This is a genomic window from Stenotrophomonas sp. YJH_SMC_123, from assembly GCF_059368215.1.
This window is the reverse complement of the sequence record NZ_JCAFRM010000002.1, coordinates 527,506-541,269: the sequence shown is the minus strand read 5'-3', so window position 1 is coordinate 541,269 and position 13,764 is coordinate 527,506. Positions and strand designations below refer to the sequence as shown.

Here is a 13,764-nt window from a genome sequence, read left to right as displayed (position 1 = left end):
GAGGCCCAGCCTAGTCGCCGGGCCCGTGCAGGCCGGTGAAGATCAGCCGCCCACAATGCCTGCGCGCACCTGCCGCCAATGCGCCTGCCAGGCCTGGAACATCAGCACGTTCCACAGATGGGTATGCCACTTGCGCTGCCCTCCCAGGAACTGCTGCCACAGCGGCTGCACCGCCGCCGCCGACAGCACGCCCTCACGCTCCAGCCGCGCCGGCTGCAGCAGGTCCTCGGCCCAGGGCCGCAGGTCGCCTTTCAGCCAGTCACTGACCGGCGCGCCGAAACCGCGCTTGGGACGGTGCACCATCGAATGCGGCACGTAACGGCCCAGCACGCGCTTGAGCAGCACCTTGCTGGTGGTCTCGCTGCGCTTGAAGCCCAACGGCAGCGACCAGGCGAACTCGGCCACCCGCCAGTCCAGCAGCGGTGCGCGCGCCTCCAGGCTGACCGCCATCGAGGTGCGGTCGACCTTGCACAACAGATCGTCCGGCAGGTAGGTCACGAAATCGGCCAGCATCATCGCGTCGGCCGGCGTACCCGCGCCGTGCAGCGGATCGGCCAGGTCGTAGAAGCTGCCGGCGGCCCGCGCGCCGGTCACCGCCGCGGCCGGGTCGCGCCAGCGCGAGATGCGGTTGCGGTAGACGTCGCCGATGCCACGCGCACCGGTCTCGGCCAGCAGCGCGGCCAGGCCGCCGGTGCGCGAGGCTTCGCCCTGCTGCTGCGCACGCGCGCCCATCCAGCGCCGCAGCGGCCCCGGCACGCGGCCGAGCATCTGCCAGTTGCGCAGCGCGCGTACATACCGGGTATAGCCGAAGAACAGCTCATCGCCACCGTCACCAGACAGCGCCACGGTCACGCCCTGCCGCGCCAGCCGGGCGACCAGCGCGGTCGGCACCTGCGACGCGTCGGCAAAAGGCTCATCGAACATCGCCGGCAACTGCGGCACCACCGCCAGCGCGTCGGCGCCGCTGACGTACAACTCGGTATGGTCACAGCCCAGGTGGGCCGCCAGCTCCCGGGCCAGCGGCGCCTCGTCATGTCCCGAATCGGTGAAGCCGATGCTGAAGCTGTGCACCGGCTGCCCGCTCTGGGCCTGCATCAGCGACGCCACCAGTGAGGAATCGGTGCCACCAGACAGGAATACGCCGACCGGCACGTCGGCCACCATGCGTAGCGCCACCGCGTCGCGCAGCAGCGTGTCCAGCTGTTCCTCGGCGTCCTCGATGCGGCCCTGGAAGGGTGCGGCCAGCGCCGCCTGCATGCGCGCGCGCGCATCCCAGTACGGCCGCTGTGCCTGTTCCGGACGATGCGCGGATGCGCCGGCAGCGACGGCCGCCGCGTCCAGGCGCAACACCCGGCCCGGCATCAGCTTGTAGCAGCGCTGGTGGATGCTGTGCGGCGCCGGGATGTAATCCAGCCGCAGCAGCAAGGTGAGCGCATCGCGGTCGATGTCGTTGTCGAACGCCGGGTGCTGCCAGAGCGCCTTCAGTTCCGAACCGAACACCAGCGTGTCGCCGGCCCAGCCGTAGTACAGCGGCTTCTTGCCGACGCGGTCGCGGGCCAGCCACAGGCAACGCTCCTGGCGGTCCCACAGCGCGATGGCGAACATGCCGTTGCAGCGCTGCAGGGTGTCTTCCACGCCCCATTGCAGGATCGCCGCCAGCAGTACTTCGGTGTCGGAATGGCCGCGGAAGGCATGCCCCAGCGGCTCCAGTTCCTCGCGCAGGGCGGCGAAGTTGTAGACCTCGCCGTTGTAGGCCATCACGTAGCGGCCGTCGGCCGAGGCCATCGGCTGGTGGCCCAGCGGGGACAGGTCGAGGATGCTCAGGCGGCGATGCGCCAGCGCGATGCCCGCCTCGGCATCGACCCAGCTGCCGCCATCATCGGGCCCGCGGTGGTGCAGCGCCTGGCCCATGGACAGGGCCTGCGCCTGCAGCGCCTCGGCCGACGCCAGCGGCGCCGGCAACAACATTCCCGCCAATCCACACATGCATCAGGGTTCCTGCGCCAGGTCGAGGGCGGCGCCAATCACCGCATTGTCGCTTGGAAGCCCGAACATTGCTGCCCCCGCCAGTGGCGTGTAGGTGTCGGCACCACAGACCCGGCGCAACGGCAGATGGCCGAACCCGGCCTCGACCAGCGCGGTGACCACGCCCTCGCCCACCCCGCCGCTGTGGCGGCCTTCATCCAGCACCAGCACCCGCCGTGCGCTGGCGGCCTGGGCAGTGATGAAGCCGGCGTCCAGCGGTACCAGCCAGCGCAGGTCGACCACCCGCACCTGCCAGCCCAGCTGCTGCTCGATCGCCCGCGATGCGCGCAATGCCATCGGCACGCCGTTGCCATAGGTATAGATCACCAGGTCGCCGGCCTCCGGCGCATAGACCCGGCCCTCCCCCGGCACCAGCGACTGGCCCTGTGCGGGGAAGTCGAACAGCCACTGGCCATCGCCGGCTTCGTGCAGGTCCTTGCTCATGTACAACGCGATCGGCTCCAGGAACACCGCCACGCGCCCATCCACCCGCGCCAGTGCGGCCAGCGTGCGCAGCATCATCACCGCATCGTCGCCGCGCGACGGGCAGCCCACCACCAGCCCCGGGATGTCGCGCAACGCGGTGATCGAGTTGTCGTTGTGGAAGTGGCCACCGAAGCCCTTCTGGTACCCCAGCCCGGCCACCCGCACCAGCATCGGGTTGCGGTACTGGTCGTTGGAGAAGAACTGCAGCGAACACGCTTCGCCGCGCACCTGGTCGATGGCGTTGTGCAGATAGGCCAGGTACTGGATCTCCGGAATCGGCAGCATGCCCAGGTTGGCCAGGCCCTGAGCCATGCCCAGGATCATGGTCTCGTCCAGCAGGGTGTTGAACACCCGGCGTGGGCCGAAGCGGCGCAGCAGATCCTTGGTGACGGTGTAGACACCGCCCTTCTGTGCGACGTCCTCACCGAACAGCAGGCTCTGCGGATACTTCGCCAGCAGTTCCTGCAGGGCATGGTTGATCTGGATCGCGAGGTGGCGTGGCGCCTGCCGTTCGGGCAACGCCTCCGCACCGCCATACAGCGCTTCACGCGTTCCGGCGGGCACCTCGCGCCGTGCTTCGGCCTGCACCGCAGCCGGCGTATAGGGCGCAAGCGGCTCCATCACTTCCCGCAGCGACTGCAGCTTCGGCCGTCCTTCGGCATCGGCGGCGGCGGCCATGCAGCGCGCGCGCATCGTCTCGTAGGCCACCTCGATGGCGGCCGCATCCATCCAGCCCGATTCCATCGCGATCTGTGCCGAGCGCAGCAGCGGATCCTGCGCCTCGGCCGCGCACAGCTCGGGCAACGCGCGCCATTCCACCTCGAAGTCGGTGCCGGCGTGCCCCATCAGGCGCGTGGTGCGCAGATGCAGGAAGGTCGGCCGCCGCGTACGCCGGCAGTGCTCCACCGCCGCCTGCACCTGCGCATGGCCGGTGGCCAGGTCGAGGCCATCGGCGTAGAAATAGTCCAGCCCGGGCTGACCGCTGAAGCGTTCGGCGATCCAGCCTTCAGGCGTTTTCACCGAGATGCCCAGGCCATTGTCCTCGCAGACGAACAGGGCCGGTGCCGGCAGCTTCTGGTAGGCCGACCACATCGCGGTGTTGAACGCGGTCTGCGCGGTGGCATGGTTGGCCGAGGCGTCGCCGAACGAGCACAGTACGATGCTGTCGGCCGGAATCGGCAGTTCGTGGCCCAGCCGCTTGCCGCTTTCGAGGGCCAGCGCGGTGCCCAGCGCTTTCGGCAGATGCGAGGCGATGGTCGAGGTCTGCGGCAGCACCCACAACGGTTTGCTGCCCCACACCTTGTGCCGCCCCCCGCTGGCCGGGTCATCGGCGCTGGCAGCAAAGGACAGCGCGGCATCGCGCAGCGGGTCGATCCCCGGCACCTGGCGTGAGCGCTCGGCCATGAAGGCACCGGAGCGATAGTGCAGGAATGCTGGATCCGTATGCCGGCAGGCCCGCGCCAGCAGCGCATTGCCTTCGTGGCCGGATGAACCGATGGTGTAGAAGACCTTGTTCTGCACGCGCAGCACGCGCGCCATCAGGTCCAGCTGGCGGCTGGCCAGCTGCGAATCGAACAGCTCGCCAAACGCGGCGGCGGTAAGCGTGCTGCCCGGCAGGATCGGCGCATCCGGCGCCGGGCGCGGGCGCGGGGTACCGCGCCAGCCACGCACCGCGTCGAGGAAATTGGCGTCGCACACGTCGGCGCGGTTGAGCACGCGCATGCGTGCGGGAATCGGATCTGGAACCACAGCGAACATCGAACACCCTCCGTGTCGTTGTTGCATTCCGCCCGGGGTTGGCCAGGCGCTACCCTGTGGGGATCACCTTGGTGAGAGTCATGCGGCCTCGAAGCGGGCGCGGACCTCGGCGGTCACCGCCGGCATCGGCAGGAAGCGCGGCTGCCCGCGCACGCGCTGCAACCAGGCGCGAACTTCCGGGAACGGCTGCAGGCTGATTCCACCCTCGCCTGCGACGTCGGTGTAGGCGAACAGCGCGATGTCGGCGATGCCGTACCCACTGCCGGTGAACCATTGCGCATCACGCAGGTGCTGCTCCATCACCGCCAGTGCAGCGGCGGCGCGCTCGTGCAGGCGTGGCAGTTCGGCGCGGCGCGGCGACCCAGGCGGGGTCCAGCCGCGGATGAAGCGCGCGACCGCTACGCACGGCTCGTGCGTGTACTGCTCGAAGAACATCCAGCTCAGTGCCTGCGCGCGCTCCCAGCCATCGGTGGGCAGGTAGGGCGTGCCTTCGGCCAGCCAGAAAAGGATCGCATTGGACTCGGTCAGCACGCGGCCATCGTCGCGGACGATCAACGGCACCTTGGCATTGGGATTGAGCGCGAGGAACTCGGGGGTGTGGGTCTGGCCGTGGGCACTGTCCACTTCCACCCAGCGGTAGCGGCTGCCGAGCTGCTCCAGCAGCAGGCGGACCTTGTGGCAATTGCCTGACACCGACATGCCGTGCACCGTCAACGGGACGCGCTCTTCCACCATTGCCTGCTCCCTCGGATCCGGCCGGCGGCCGGCTGCGTGCAGTCTGGCAAGCATGCCAGTGAATGCCAAGCGCGGGTGCAGCATGACTACACGGTAGTGCCGGCCGCTGGCCGGCATCCTCGATGCAGCTGGTAGTGCCGGCCGCTGGCCGGCATCCTCGATGCAGCTGGTAGTGCCGGCCGCTGGCCGGCATCCTCGATGCAGCTGGATCCAAGCGATTGCCGGCCAGCGGCCGGCACTACCAAGCCACGCTCAGCGCGCGCGTTGCCGCCACTGTTCGCGCGACTGGCCCCAGATCTGCATGGGCTTGTCGTTGTATGGCGCTGGCAACTCCCCCATGCGCAGCAGGGTGCTTCCCAGCTTGCGTGCCACGGCCCGCGAGTTGTCGTTGTTCTCGGCGATCGTGTGGATCACCTCAGCCCAGCCCAGCGTATCGAACGCCCAGTCGATCGCCGCGACCGCCGCCTCCGGCGCATAGCCCCGGCCCCAGCTGGCATGACGGATGCCCCAACCAACCTCGGTACCCGGCCAGTCCTGCGGCTGCCACGGTCCCATCCGCCCGATCCAGTCGCCGCTGGATTTCTCGATCACGCTGAACATCGAGAAGCCGAACAGCTGCCAAGCGCCAGCCAGGCTGCAGAAACCGCGCCAGGCCACCGAGGGTGGCTGCACGCCGCCCAGGGTACGCATCGTGGCCTCGTCGGCGCAGAACGCCAGGTACGGCTCGTAGTCCTCGCGAAGCAGCGGGCGCAGGATCAGCCGCTCGGTTTCGATGCGCAGGTCGAAGATGCTCATGCCGGCTCCATGTCGAAGGGGGCACCCATGATGGAGGATGGCTTCGCTGCGCGGATGAATATCGCCGGTCGCAATGAAACGGGCCGGCATGAGCCGGCCCGTCAGGTACTGCATGCTGCGCCGGGATTACTGGCGCGTGGCTGCGGCAGTGGCACCGGCGGCAGCGGTCTGCGTGACCAGCTGGCCATCGACCACCGGCAGGCGATCGCTGGCCGGCTTGTTGTCCATGCGCACGGTCTTCTCCGCGCCGTCATAGCGGTAGGTCACGTTGTAACCCTTCACCACGTCGTTGGTACCCATGGCAATGCGGTTGCCCGGCTTGCTGGCCATGCGCATGGTGCCAGTGGTGCCGTCCTCATTGCGGTAGGTCACGTTGTAGCCGGTGACGCGGCTCGACTCGGAGGTGGCGGTCTCGGTGTGGCACTGGCGCTCGGTGCGGTTGACCACGCGGCCACCCACATGGCGCTTGTCGATCTGGTTGCCGATGAAGCCGCCGGCCACGGCACCGGCGGCGGTCGCGGCCTTCTTGCCGTTGCCGCCACCGACCTGGTTGCCGAGCAGGCCACCCACCACCGCGCCAACCACGGTACCGCCAACGTTGCCATCACGTTCCGGCAGGCGCTCCTGCACCGTCACGTCCTGGCAGACTTCATGAGGAGTCTGGGTCGTGGACGTTTCGCGCACCGCATCGGTGCCGATCACGGTGGCGTAGGCCTTCTGCTTCTCGGTGATCGGGTCAACCTTCAGCACATCGGCATATTCAAGCCCGCGCGGCGCGGACGGGTCCAGCTTGTCACCACGTGCGCCGTCGTCAGAAGCGTTACCTTCAACGAGGCGCGATTCACCATTGGGGGTTCCGGCGCTGATGGAATCGGGCGACTTGTCACCACTCTTCATGAAGGCGGCGGTGGCGATGCCACCGACCAGCAGCGCGCCCGCTGCGACCAGGACAGTTGTAGTTGTGCTTTTCATGACCTGCTCCTTGCGGACCATCCGCAACGTTCTCGGGGCAGATTGCAGCATGCGCTGCCTGAACGGAATCTCCACATTTCCTGCTCATTCCGATAACCCATTCAGCATCGGGAAATGCTGGGCCCGTGGTAGCGTTTGCATATTCCCCACGAGGCTTCCCGCCATGGCCAACCCGATGCTGCTGCCGGTACTGCAATGGGCCCGCCGGCTGCGCTACCCCACCCTGTTCAAGCTCACCGCCGGCCTGTTCGTGCTGACCTTGTTCATCCCGGACCCGATCCCGTTCGTCGATGAGCTGGTGCTGGGCTTCGGCACGCTGCTGCTGGCCAACTGGAAGAGCCGCAACGCCGCAACACCTCCGCCGCTGGAACAGCGTTGAGCATCCTGGTTGACAGCCACTGCCATCTGGATGCCAGCGGGTTCGACCGTGACCGCGCTGCGGTGATCGAGCGTGCGCAGGCCGCGGGGGTGCGCCAGCAGGTGGTACCGGCGGTGACCGCGGCCAGCTGGCCGAAGCTGCGTGAGGTCTGCCAGCAGGCGCCGGGGCTGTACCCGGCCTACGGCCTGCATCCGATGTTCCTGGCCGATCACCAGCCCGGGCACCTGCCACTGCTGCGCGAGTGGATCGAGCGCGAACGCCCCTGTGCGATCGGCGAATGCGGCCTGGACTTCTTTGTCGAAGGGCTGGACACCGACGCCCAGCAGGCGTATTTCATCGGCCAGCTGGAACTGGCCCGCGAATTCGAGTTGCCGGTGATCGTGCACGCGCGACGCGCGGTGGATGCGGTGATCGCCGCCATCCGCCGCGTCGGCGGCCTGCGCGGCGTGGTGCACAGCTTTTCCGGCAGCCCGGAACAGGCCGCGCAACTGCACAGGCAGGGCTTCCTGCTCGGCCTCGGTGGCCCACTGACCTACGATCGCGCGCAACGGCTGCAGCGGCTGGTGCGCGAGATGCCGCTGGAACAGTTGCTGCTGGAAACCGACGCGCCCGACCAGCCCGACGCCGGCATCCGCGGCCAGCGCAACGAGCCAGCGCGGCTGGCGACCATTGCCCGGCACGTGGCCGCACTGCGCGGGATGGAGCTGGAAGCCGTGGCCCAGGCCACGACGGAGAATGCGCGGCGATTGTTCGCGCTGCCGGTAATGTAACGGGTAGGTGCCGGCCGCTGGCCGGCACGATCCATCACACCTCGCTGGCCTCGACCGCATCCACCTTCACCTTCTTCGGCTCCAGCAGCATCTCCAGCGCCTTGCCAACCGCCGCGAAGGCGAACGCGCCGGTGATGTGGGTTGCCGCGCCCAGGCCGGCACCACAGTCCAGCTTCAACGCCGCATCGGCGCCCAGGTTCGGACGGATGCCGCAGACGCTGCCATCGGCCTGCGGGTACTTCACATTCTCCAGCGAATACACCGCCGGTACGCCGAAATAGCGCTTGGCGTTCTTCGGGAAGTTGAATTCGCTGCGCAGCTTCTTGCGGATCAGCGCCAGCATGGCGTCGTGCTCGGTGCGAGAGACATCGCGGATGCGCACCAGGGTCGGATCGGTACGGCCACCGGCGGCACCGACGGTCAGCAACGGCAGCTTGCGGCGGCGGCACCATGCGATCGTCTCGACCTTGACCCGGAAGCTGTCGCAGGCATCGATCACCAGATCGAACCCCCGGTCCAGCAGCTCGGCCATGTTGGACACGGTCAGGAATGCCTGCACCGCGTCGACCCCGATGTCCGGATTGATCGCACGGCAACGCTCGGCCATCGCCTCGGCCTTGTTGCGGCCGTAGTTGCCTTCCATCGCCGGCAGCTGCCGGTTGGTGTTGGACACGCAGATATCGTCGGCATCGATCAGGGTCAGGTGGCCGACGGCCGAACGGGCCAGCGCCTCCACCACCCACGAGCCGACGCCGCCCATGCCGACCACCGCCACGCGGCTGCCCTGCAGGCGCTCGAGTGCACCCACGCCGTACAGCCGTTCGATGCCGGCGAAGCGTTGTTTGACCTGTTCGTTCATCGGGCTATTTTAACGTGCAGGTGCTGGCGCCCGCAGTACGCCGGCGTCGAACCCACCGTTGCACGCCCGGAGTGCCCGCATGAATGCCAGCCCGCCCCGCCGCCTGTCCAGCGCCCATCGCTACCTGTTCGTGCTCTGCCTGGGCCTGCTGATCGGCCTGATCGCCACGGTAATGGTCGGCCGCGCCCTGCAGGCGCGTCGCGATCCGTTCCCGGGCAGCCTGATGCAGGTGATGCAGCGGCAGTCACAGCTGCTGCAGCAGGCCCAGCTGCAGAACCGCTGCAGCCTGGCTGACAGCGTGCCGCGGCTGCAGGTGCTGCGCCTGCTGTCCAATGACCTGGACCAGGCGTTTCCCGGGCTGAAGGACAGTGCGCAGTTCCAGCAGCACGCCAGCCAGCTGCGCGGCAACCTCAACACGGCGCTGGCCTCACCCCCCGGCGACTGCAGGGCCCTCGCCCAGCTGGTGGAAACACTGCAGGCGGACTGCCGCGCCTGCCACCAGGATTTCCGCTGAGCCGCATTCATCCTGCAGCCGGGCAGCACGCACACGGTTGGCGCGTTGTTCACGTTCGAAAGGAGAGGATTCGTCCACCCTGCTGCACGACGCAGTACCACCCAACCCACCCGCCTTCACGGCCAGGAGACGCCCCATGAAGATCCAGCTCATCGCCGCCAGCGCCATCGCTACCCTTGCGCTGGCTGGCTGTGCCACCTCGCCCGGTTACAGCGGCGGTGGTTACAACAACGGCTACAACAACGGCGGCTACGGCAACAATGGCGGCTACAACCAGGGCCGTTGCGCTGACTGTGGCATCGTCACCCGCATCAACACCGTGCCCTCGGGCCGCACCGCGCCCAGCGCGACCGGCGCGATCCTCGGCGGCATCGTCGGCGCCGTGGCCGGCCATGAAATCTCCGACCACACCGGTGGCAGCCGTGGCAACAAGAACATCGCCGCCGCCGCAGGCGCGGTCGGTGGTGCCCTGGCCGGCAACCAGATCCAGAAGAACGTCACCAGCGATACCTATGACATCAGCGTGCGCATGGATGATGGCCGCACCATCGTGGTCAACCAGCGCGATCTCGGCGGCATCCGCGAGAACACCTACGTGCGCGTCGTCAATGGCAAGGTCATCCTGCGCTGACCTGCACCGGGCCAACGGCAAAGAAAAAGGCCCGCTTGCGCGGGCCTTTTTCATGCCGACGGGCGGCGGGTATTACACCGGCTGCACCTTGTCAGCCTGCAGGCCCTTCTGGCCCTGCACGACTTCGAAGCTCACAGTCTGGCCTTCCTTGAGGCTCTTGAAGCCCTGGGTCTCGATGGCGCGGAAGTGCACGAACACGTCCTCGCCATTCTGCCGGCTGATGAAGCCGAAGCCCTTCGCATCATTGAACCACTTTACGGTACCGGTCTCGCGCTCAGCCATCTCACTAACTCCCTTTGACTCTCTCTTGTTGTTGGAAACGCCCGGTGGGCGGCTGACAAGCAAGGGGGAAGCGAGGTGCATCGATGCAGCGGATCGGAAAGATCTTGCTTCATCAGGCCACGATCCACGGTGACCTTGCCAAGCTCAGCGACTGCAACTTAACCCGCCCAAAACGAAAAAGCAACTGGCAAAATCTTTCACTGTCAACCCCAAAACGGCCACCATACGGGACAGCATGGGACTCTCATTCATCTTATATCTGCTAGCGGTCATTTTTGTCCTGATCGGCATCGCCGGCATCATCCTGCCGGCCCTCCCGGGCATCCCGCTGGTGTTCATCGGGCTGCTGCTGGCGGCCTGGGCCGACGGCTTCGCCCACGTCGGCTGGCCCACCCTGGTCGCGCTGGGCGTGCTGACCCTGCTTTCACTGTTGGTGGACGTGCTCGCCACCGTGGTCGGCGCGCAGCGCGTCGGCGCCAGCCGCAAGGCCCTGTGGGGCACCTTCGTCGGCAGCATCGTCGGCCTGTTCTTCATGCCCATCGGCCTGTTTGCCGGACCGCTGCTCGGCGCCCTGCTCGGCGAGTACTGGCACACCCGCGAACTCGGCCGCTCGACCAAGGTGGGCCTGGCGACCTGGCTCGGCATCCTGCTCGGCCTGGCACTGAAACTGGCGGTGGTGATCGCGATGCTGGGCCTGTTCGCGTTCGCCTGGTTCTTCTGAGCCACCTAGCCTTCACGCCACGCGCACGCCGTGGCCGTGCATAAACGGTGGGGCTGGCCGCGATCCGGTGCAGCCGCCACACTGTGCGATTCCCGTATCCATCGAAGGGCCTGCTGCAATGACCCTCCCCACGCTGCTTCCCCGTCTGGCGCCGCTGGCGCTTGCCCTGGCCAGTGCACCGTTGGCTGCGCAGGAGTTCGCGCCCAGCGCCGACACCTCGCCGGCCGCCTGCGCGGCGATCACCACCGACGCGGCCCGCCTGGCCTGCTATGACCGCCTCTTCGGGCACACCCCGGAGGCCACCGCCGCCGCCGATGCCGCCGCCGAATCGGCTGCGCAGGCGCGCCGCGAGGAACGACAGACCGCGCGCGTGAGCCAGGGCGAGGAAAAGCTGCGCGAGCGGGTCAGCGACCTGTTCCGTCCGGCGGCATCGGACAGCGCGCTGGCCAATGCTGGCCGCGGTTCGCTGCTGGACAGCCGCTGGGAGCTGGCCGAGGACTCCAAGCTGGGGCCCTTCCAGCTGCGTGCCTACAAGCCGGTGTACCTGCTGCCGGCGTTCTGGACCAGCGACCGCAACACCACGCCGCATTCGCCGAACCCGGCCAACAGCGTGACGACCCCGCAGGTACTCGACAGTACCGAGCTGAAGTTCCAGATCAGCTTCAAGACCAAGATCGCCGAGAACCTGTTCGGCGACAACGGCGACATCTGGGCTGGCTACACCCAGAGTTCGCGCTGGCAGGCCTACAACAGCGAGGATTCGCGCCCGTTCCGCGAAACCAACTACGAACCCGAAGTGATGATGGTGTTCCGCAACGGCTACTCGATCGGTGGCTGGCGCGGGCGCATGACCGGTATCAGCCTCAACCACCAGTCCAACGGACGGGCCGATCCGCTCTCGCGCAGCTGGAACCGGGTCATGCTCAACATCGGCCTGGATCGCGAGAACTGGGCGCTGGTGCTGCGCCCGTGGTACCGCATCCCGGAAAGCCGCAGCGAAGACAATAATCCGGACATCGAGGATTACATGGGCCGGGGTGACGCGACCCTGATCTGGAACCGCAACGGGCATGAGGTCGCGCTGATGGCGCGTCATTCGCTGCGCACCGGCAGCCGCTCCCACGGTGCACTGCAGCTGGATTACGGCTTTCCGATCAGCAATCTGCTGCGTGGCCATGTGCAGATCTTCGACGGCTATGGCGAGAGCATGATCGACTACAACCACAAGGCCACCTATGTGGGCGTGGGCGTGTCGCTGCTGGAGTGGTTCTGATGGACGTGACGATCTGGCACAACCCGGCCTGCAGCAACTCGCGCGGCGCACTGAAGCTGATCCGCGATGCGGGCTTCGACCCGGTGGTGATCGAGTACCTGGGCACCCCGCCCGACGCGGCCACGCTGCGCCAGGTGCTGGCCGAGTCGGCCCTGAGCGCGCGCGACCTGGTGCGCAGCAAGGAGACCCAGTTCGCCGCACTCGGGCTGGAAGATGCCGACGATGCCACCCTGCTGGCTGCGATGGCCGAACACCCGCGCCTGATCAACCGCCCCGTGGTGCGCACGCCCAAGGGCACACGGCTGTGCCGCCCGCCGGAAACGGTGCTGGAGATCCTGTAACGGAAAAGGGGACGGAGGGGATTAAGTCGTTTGTGCACAAACGACTTAATCCCCTCCGTCCCCTTTTCTGGTTACCGCCAGTCGGTGATGCCTTCGCGGCGGTAGGCCTCGGCGAACGCCGGGCGCGCCTTCATCGAGGTGGCATGTGCCTTGAGCGACGGCCAGGTGTCACTGGGCCTGGGCATGTTGCGCGACCAGCGCATCAGCATCACCAGCATGTAGTCGACCACGCAGGGCGTGGCGCCCAGCAGGTAGGGCCCATGCGCCAGCAGGTGCGTGGCCACATGCTGCCAGGCCGCTTCCAGGCGCTGTCGCGCCATCTCGCGACTGGCCTCCACGTTTGCCTCGCCCGCCACCTCGTGCGGATAGAACCAGGCGCGATAGGCCGGCTGCAACGTATTGGCACACCAGAACATCCAGCGGTAGGCATCGGCGCGCTGCGGCGTGCCCAGTGCCGGCAACAAACCGGCGTCCGGATGGCGGTCGGCCAGGTACAGGGCGATCGCCGCCGCTTCAGTCAGTACCAGGCCATCGATCAGCAGCGTCGGCACCACGCCGGCCGGATTCAGTGCCAGGTACTCCGCCGACTTGTGCTCGCGCGCGTCGAAATCCAGCAGCACCAACTCGTGCTCGATGTCGAGCTCGATCAGCAGCCAGTGCACCACCAGAGCGGCGGTGCTTGTCGAACCATACAGCGTGGTGCTCATGCGGCGGATCCTGTGCAGGTGGGCCGGCCGATTATGCGCCCGTGCGGGAGCCGTCGCTCAGCCGCAGCTGCTCATGCAGGTATCGCGGCGCTCGCCACAGGACATCATCGGCGCGCGCAGCGTGCAGTCATGCGTCTTCAGTTCGCAGGCACGGCGCAGGTCCGGGTTGTCCACGTCCTTGCAGCGCTTGTCCGGCGCCGGCACCATCCGCTGCTCGCAATTGCTCTGGCGGCTGCCGAGAGAGTCATTCTGCGCCATGCAGCTGCGATAGCCGGCCTGGCACTGCATGCGGCATTGCGCCGATGCAGGGAAATCCGCGCCTTCGTACGACGCCGGGGTGCTGCAGCCGGCCAGGGCCAGCAGCACGCCGGCCACGATGAAGCGATGCAGGGCCATGGACACGTCCTGTGCGAGGGTGTGCCGACCGTAGCAGAGCCAGGGCTACAGGCGTGTTAATCCTGCCTCCAGATACAGCAACGGCGCCACAGGGGCGCCGTTGTCCGGACCGAAGCGTGC

16 protein-coding genes are annotated in these 13,764 nt (G+C 67.6%); 7 read left to right on the top strand and 9 right to left on the bottom strand.

Annotated elements, in window-relative coordinates:
• Positions 1-42: 42 nt before the first annotated feature.
• The 5 genes from asnB to AC5P5W_RS07500 all read right to left on the bottom strand — a co-directional run bounded on the left by asnB (position 43) and on the right by AC5P5W_RS07500 (position 6,771).
• Positions 43-1,986 (bottom strand): asparagine synthase (glutamine-hydrolyzing), encoded by a 1,944-nt coding sequence (asnB, locus tag AC5P5W_RS07520; protein WP_197575121.1) that lies wholly within the window; start codon positions 1,984-1,986, stop codon positions 43-45.
• A gap of 3 nt (positions 1,987-1,989) precedes the next feature.
• Positions 1,990-4,269 carry a thiamine pyrophosphate-dependent enzyme gene (locus tag AC5P5W_RS07515; protein ID WP_197575123.1) on the bottom strand — a complete coding sequence of 760 codons (2,280 nt, stop codon included), beginning with the start codon at positions 4,267-4,269 and terminating at the stop codon, positions 1,990-1,992.
• Positions 4,270-4,347: 78 nt separating this feature from the next.
• A complete protein-coding gene (locus AC5P5W_RS07510) occupies positions 4,348-5,004 on the bottom strand; it encodes a glutathione S-transferase family protein (protein WP_046431688.1) in 657 nt (218 codons plus the stop codon).
• A 252-nt stretch (positions 5,005-5,256) separates the two neighbouring features.
• Positions 5,257-5,799 (bottom strand): GNAT family N-acetyltransferase, encoded by a 543-nt coding sequence (locus AC5P5W_RS07505; protein WP_032958898.1) that lies wholly within the window; start codon positions 5,797-5,799, stop codon positions 5,257-5,259.
• A gap of 126 nt (positions 5,800-5,925) precedes the next feature.
• On the bottom strand, positions 5,926-6,771 hold the full coding sequence (locus AC5P5W_RS07500; protein WP_032958908.1) for a glycine zipper 2TM domain-containing protein: 846 nt from the start codon (positions 6,769-6,771) through the stop codon (positions 5,926-5,928).
• A gap of 163 nt (positions 6,772-6,934) precedes the next feature.
• Between AC5P5W_RS07500 and AC5P5W_RS07495 the strand changes: the two genes are divergently transcribed.
• Positions 6,935-7,150 (top strand): DUF6116 family protein, encoded by a 216-nt coding sequence (locus AC5P5W_RS07495; protein WP_014647716.1) that lies wholly within the window; start codon positions 6,935-6,937, stop codon positions 7,148-7,150.
• Positions 7,147-7,920, top strand: coding sequence for a TatD family hydrolase (locus AC5P5W_RS07490; RefSeq protein WP_197575522.1), 774 nt, complete (start codon positions 7,147-7,149; stop codon positions 7,918-7,920). The genes AC5P5W_RS07495 and AC5P5W_RS07490 overlap by 4 nt, the downstream gene beginning before the upstream one ends.
• Before the next feature lie 34 nt (positions 7,921-7,954).
• Here AC5P5W_RS07490 and AC5P5W_RS07485 read toward each other — a convergent pair whose 3' ends face one another.
• Positions 7,955-8,779, bottom strand: coding sequence for a tRNA threonylcarbamoyladenosine dehydratase (locus AC5P5W_RS07485; protein ID WP_046431617.1), 825 nt, complete (start codon positions 8,777-8,779; stop codon positions 7,955-7,957).
• A 79-nt stretch (positions 8,780-8,858) separates the two neighbouring features.
• Here AC5P5W_RS07485 and AC5P5W_RS07480 point away from each other — a divergent pair, with 79 nt between their 5' ends.
• Positions 8,859-9,293, top strand: coding sequence for a cytochrome c (locus AC5P5W_RS07480; protein ID WP_014647719.1), 435 nt, complete (start codon positions 8,859-8,861; stop codon positions 9,291-9,293).
• A gap of 136 nt (positions 9,294-9,429) precedes the next feature.
• On the top strand, positions 9,430-9,924 hold the full coding sequence (locus AC5P5W_RS07475) for a glycine zipper 2TM domain-containing protein (RefSeq protein ID WP_005417545.1): 495 nt from the start codon (positions 9,430-9,432) through the stop codon (positions 9,922-9,924).
• 72 nt (positions 9,925-9,996) lie between these two features.
• Here AC5P5W_RS07475 and AC5P5W_RS07470 read toward each other — a convergent pair whose 3' ends face one another.
• Positions 9,997-10,206, bottom strand: a complete 210-nt coding sequence (locus AC5P5W_RS07470; RefSeq protein WP_014647720.1) for a cold-shock protein — start codon at positions 10,204-10,206, stop codon at positions 9,997-9,999.
• Between the two features lie 235 nt (positions 10,207-10,441).
• Between AC5P5W_RS07470 and AC5P5W_RS07465 the strand changes: the two genes are divergently transcribed.
• The 3 genes from AC5P5W_RS07465 to arsC all read left to right on the top strand — a co-directional run bounded on the left by AC5P5W_RS07465 (position 10,442) and on the right by arsC (position 12,541).
• Positions 10,442-10,927, top strand: coding sequence for a DUF456 domain-containing protein (locus AC5P5W_RS07465; protein WP_014647721.1), 486 nt, complete (start codon positions 10,442-10,444; stop codon positions 10,925-10,927).
• Between the two features lie 118 nt (positions 10,928-11,045).
• Complete coding sequence (locus AC5P5W_RS07460) at positions 11,046-12,200, top strand: phospholipase A (protein ID WP_197575520.1); 1,155 nt, start codon at positions 11,046-11,048, stop codon at positions 12,198-12,200.
• Positions 12,200-12,541 (top strand): arsenate reductase (glutaredoxin), encoded by a 342-nt coding sequence (gene arsC, locus AC5P5W_RS07455; protein ID WP_049406119.1) that lies wholly within the window; start codon positions 12,200-12,202, stop codon positions 12,539-12,541. Before AC5P5W_RS07460 ends, arsC begins: the two co-directional genes overlap by 1 nt.
• Before the next feature lie 71 nt (positions 12,542-12,612).
• On the opposite strand, the gene AC5P5W_RS07450 is transcribed toward arsC, so the two are convergent.
• The gene (locus AC5P5W_RS07450; RefSeq protein WP_049442437.1) at positions 12,613-13,248 is read right to left on the bottom strand and encodes a glutathione S-transferase family protein; all 636 of its coding nucleotides are present in this window, start codon (positions 13,246-13,248) and stop codon (positions 12,613-12,615) included.
• Between the two features lie 57 nt (positions 13,249-13,305).
• Positions 13,306-13,644 (bottom strand): hypothetical protein, encoded by a 339-nt coding sequence (locus AC5P5W_RS07445; protein ID WP_046431623.1) that lies wholly within the window; start codon positions 13,642-13,644, stop codon positions 13,306-13,308.
• Positions 13,645-13,764: the final 120 nt, after the last annotated feature.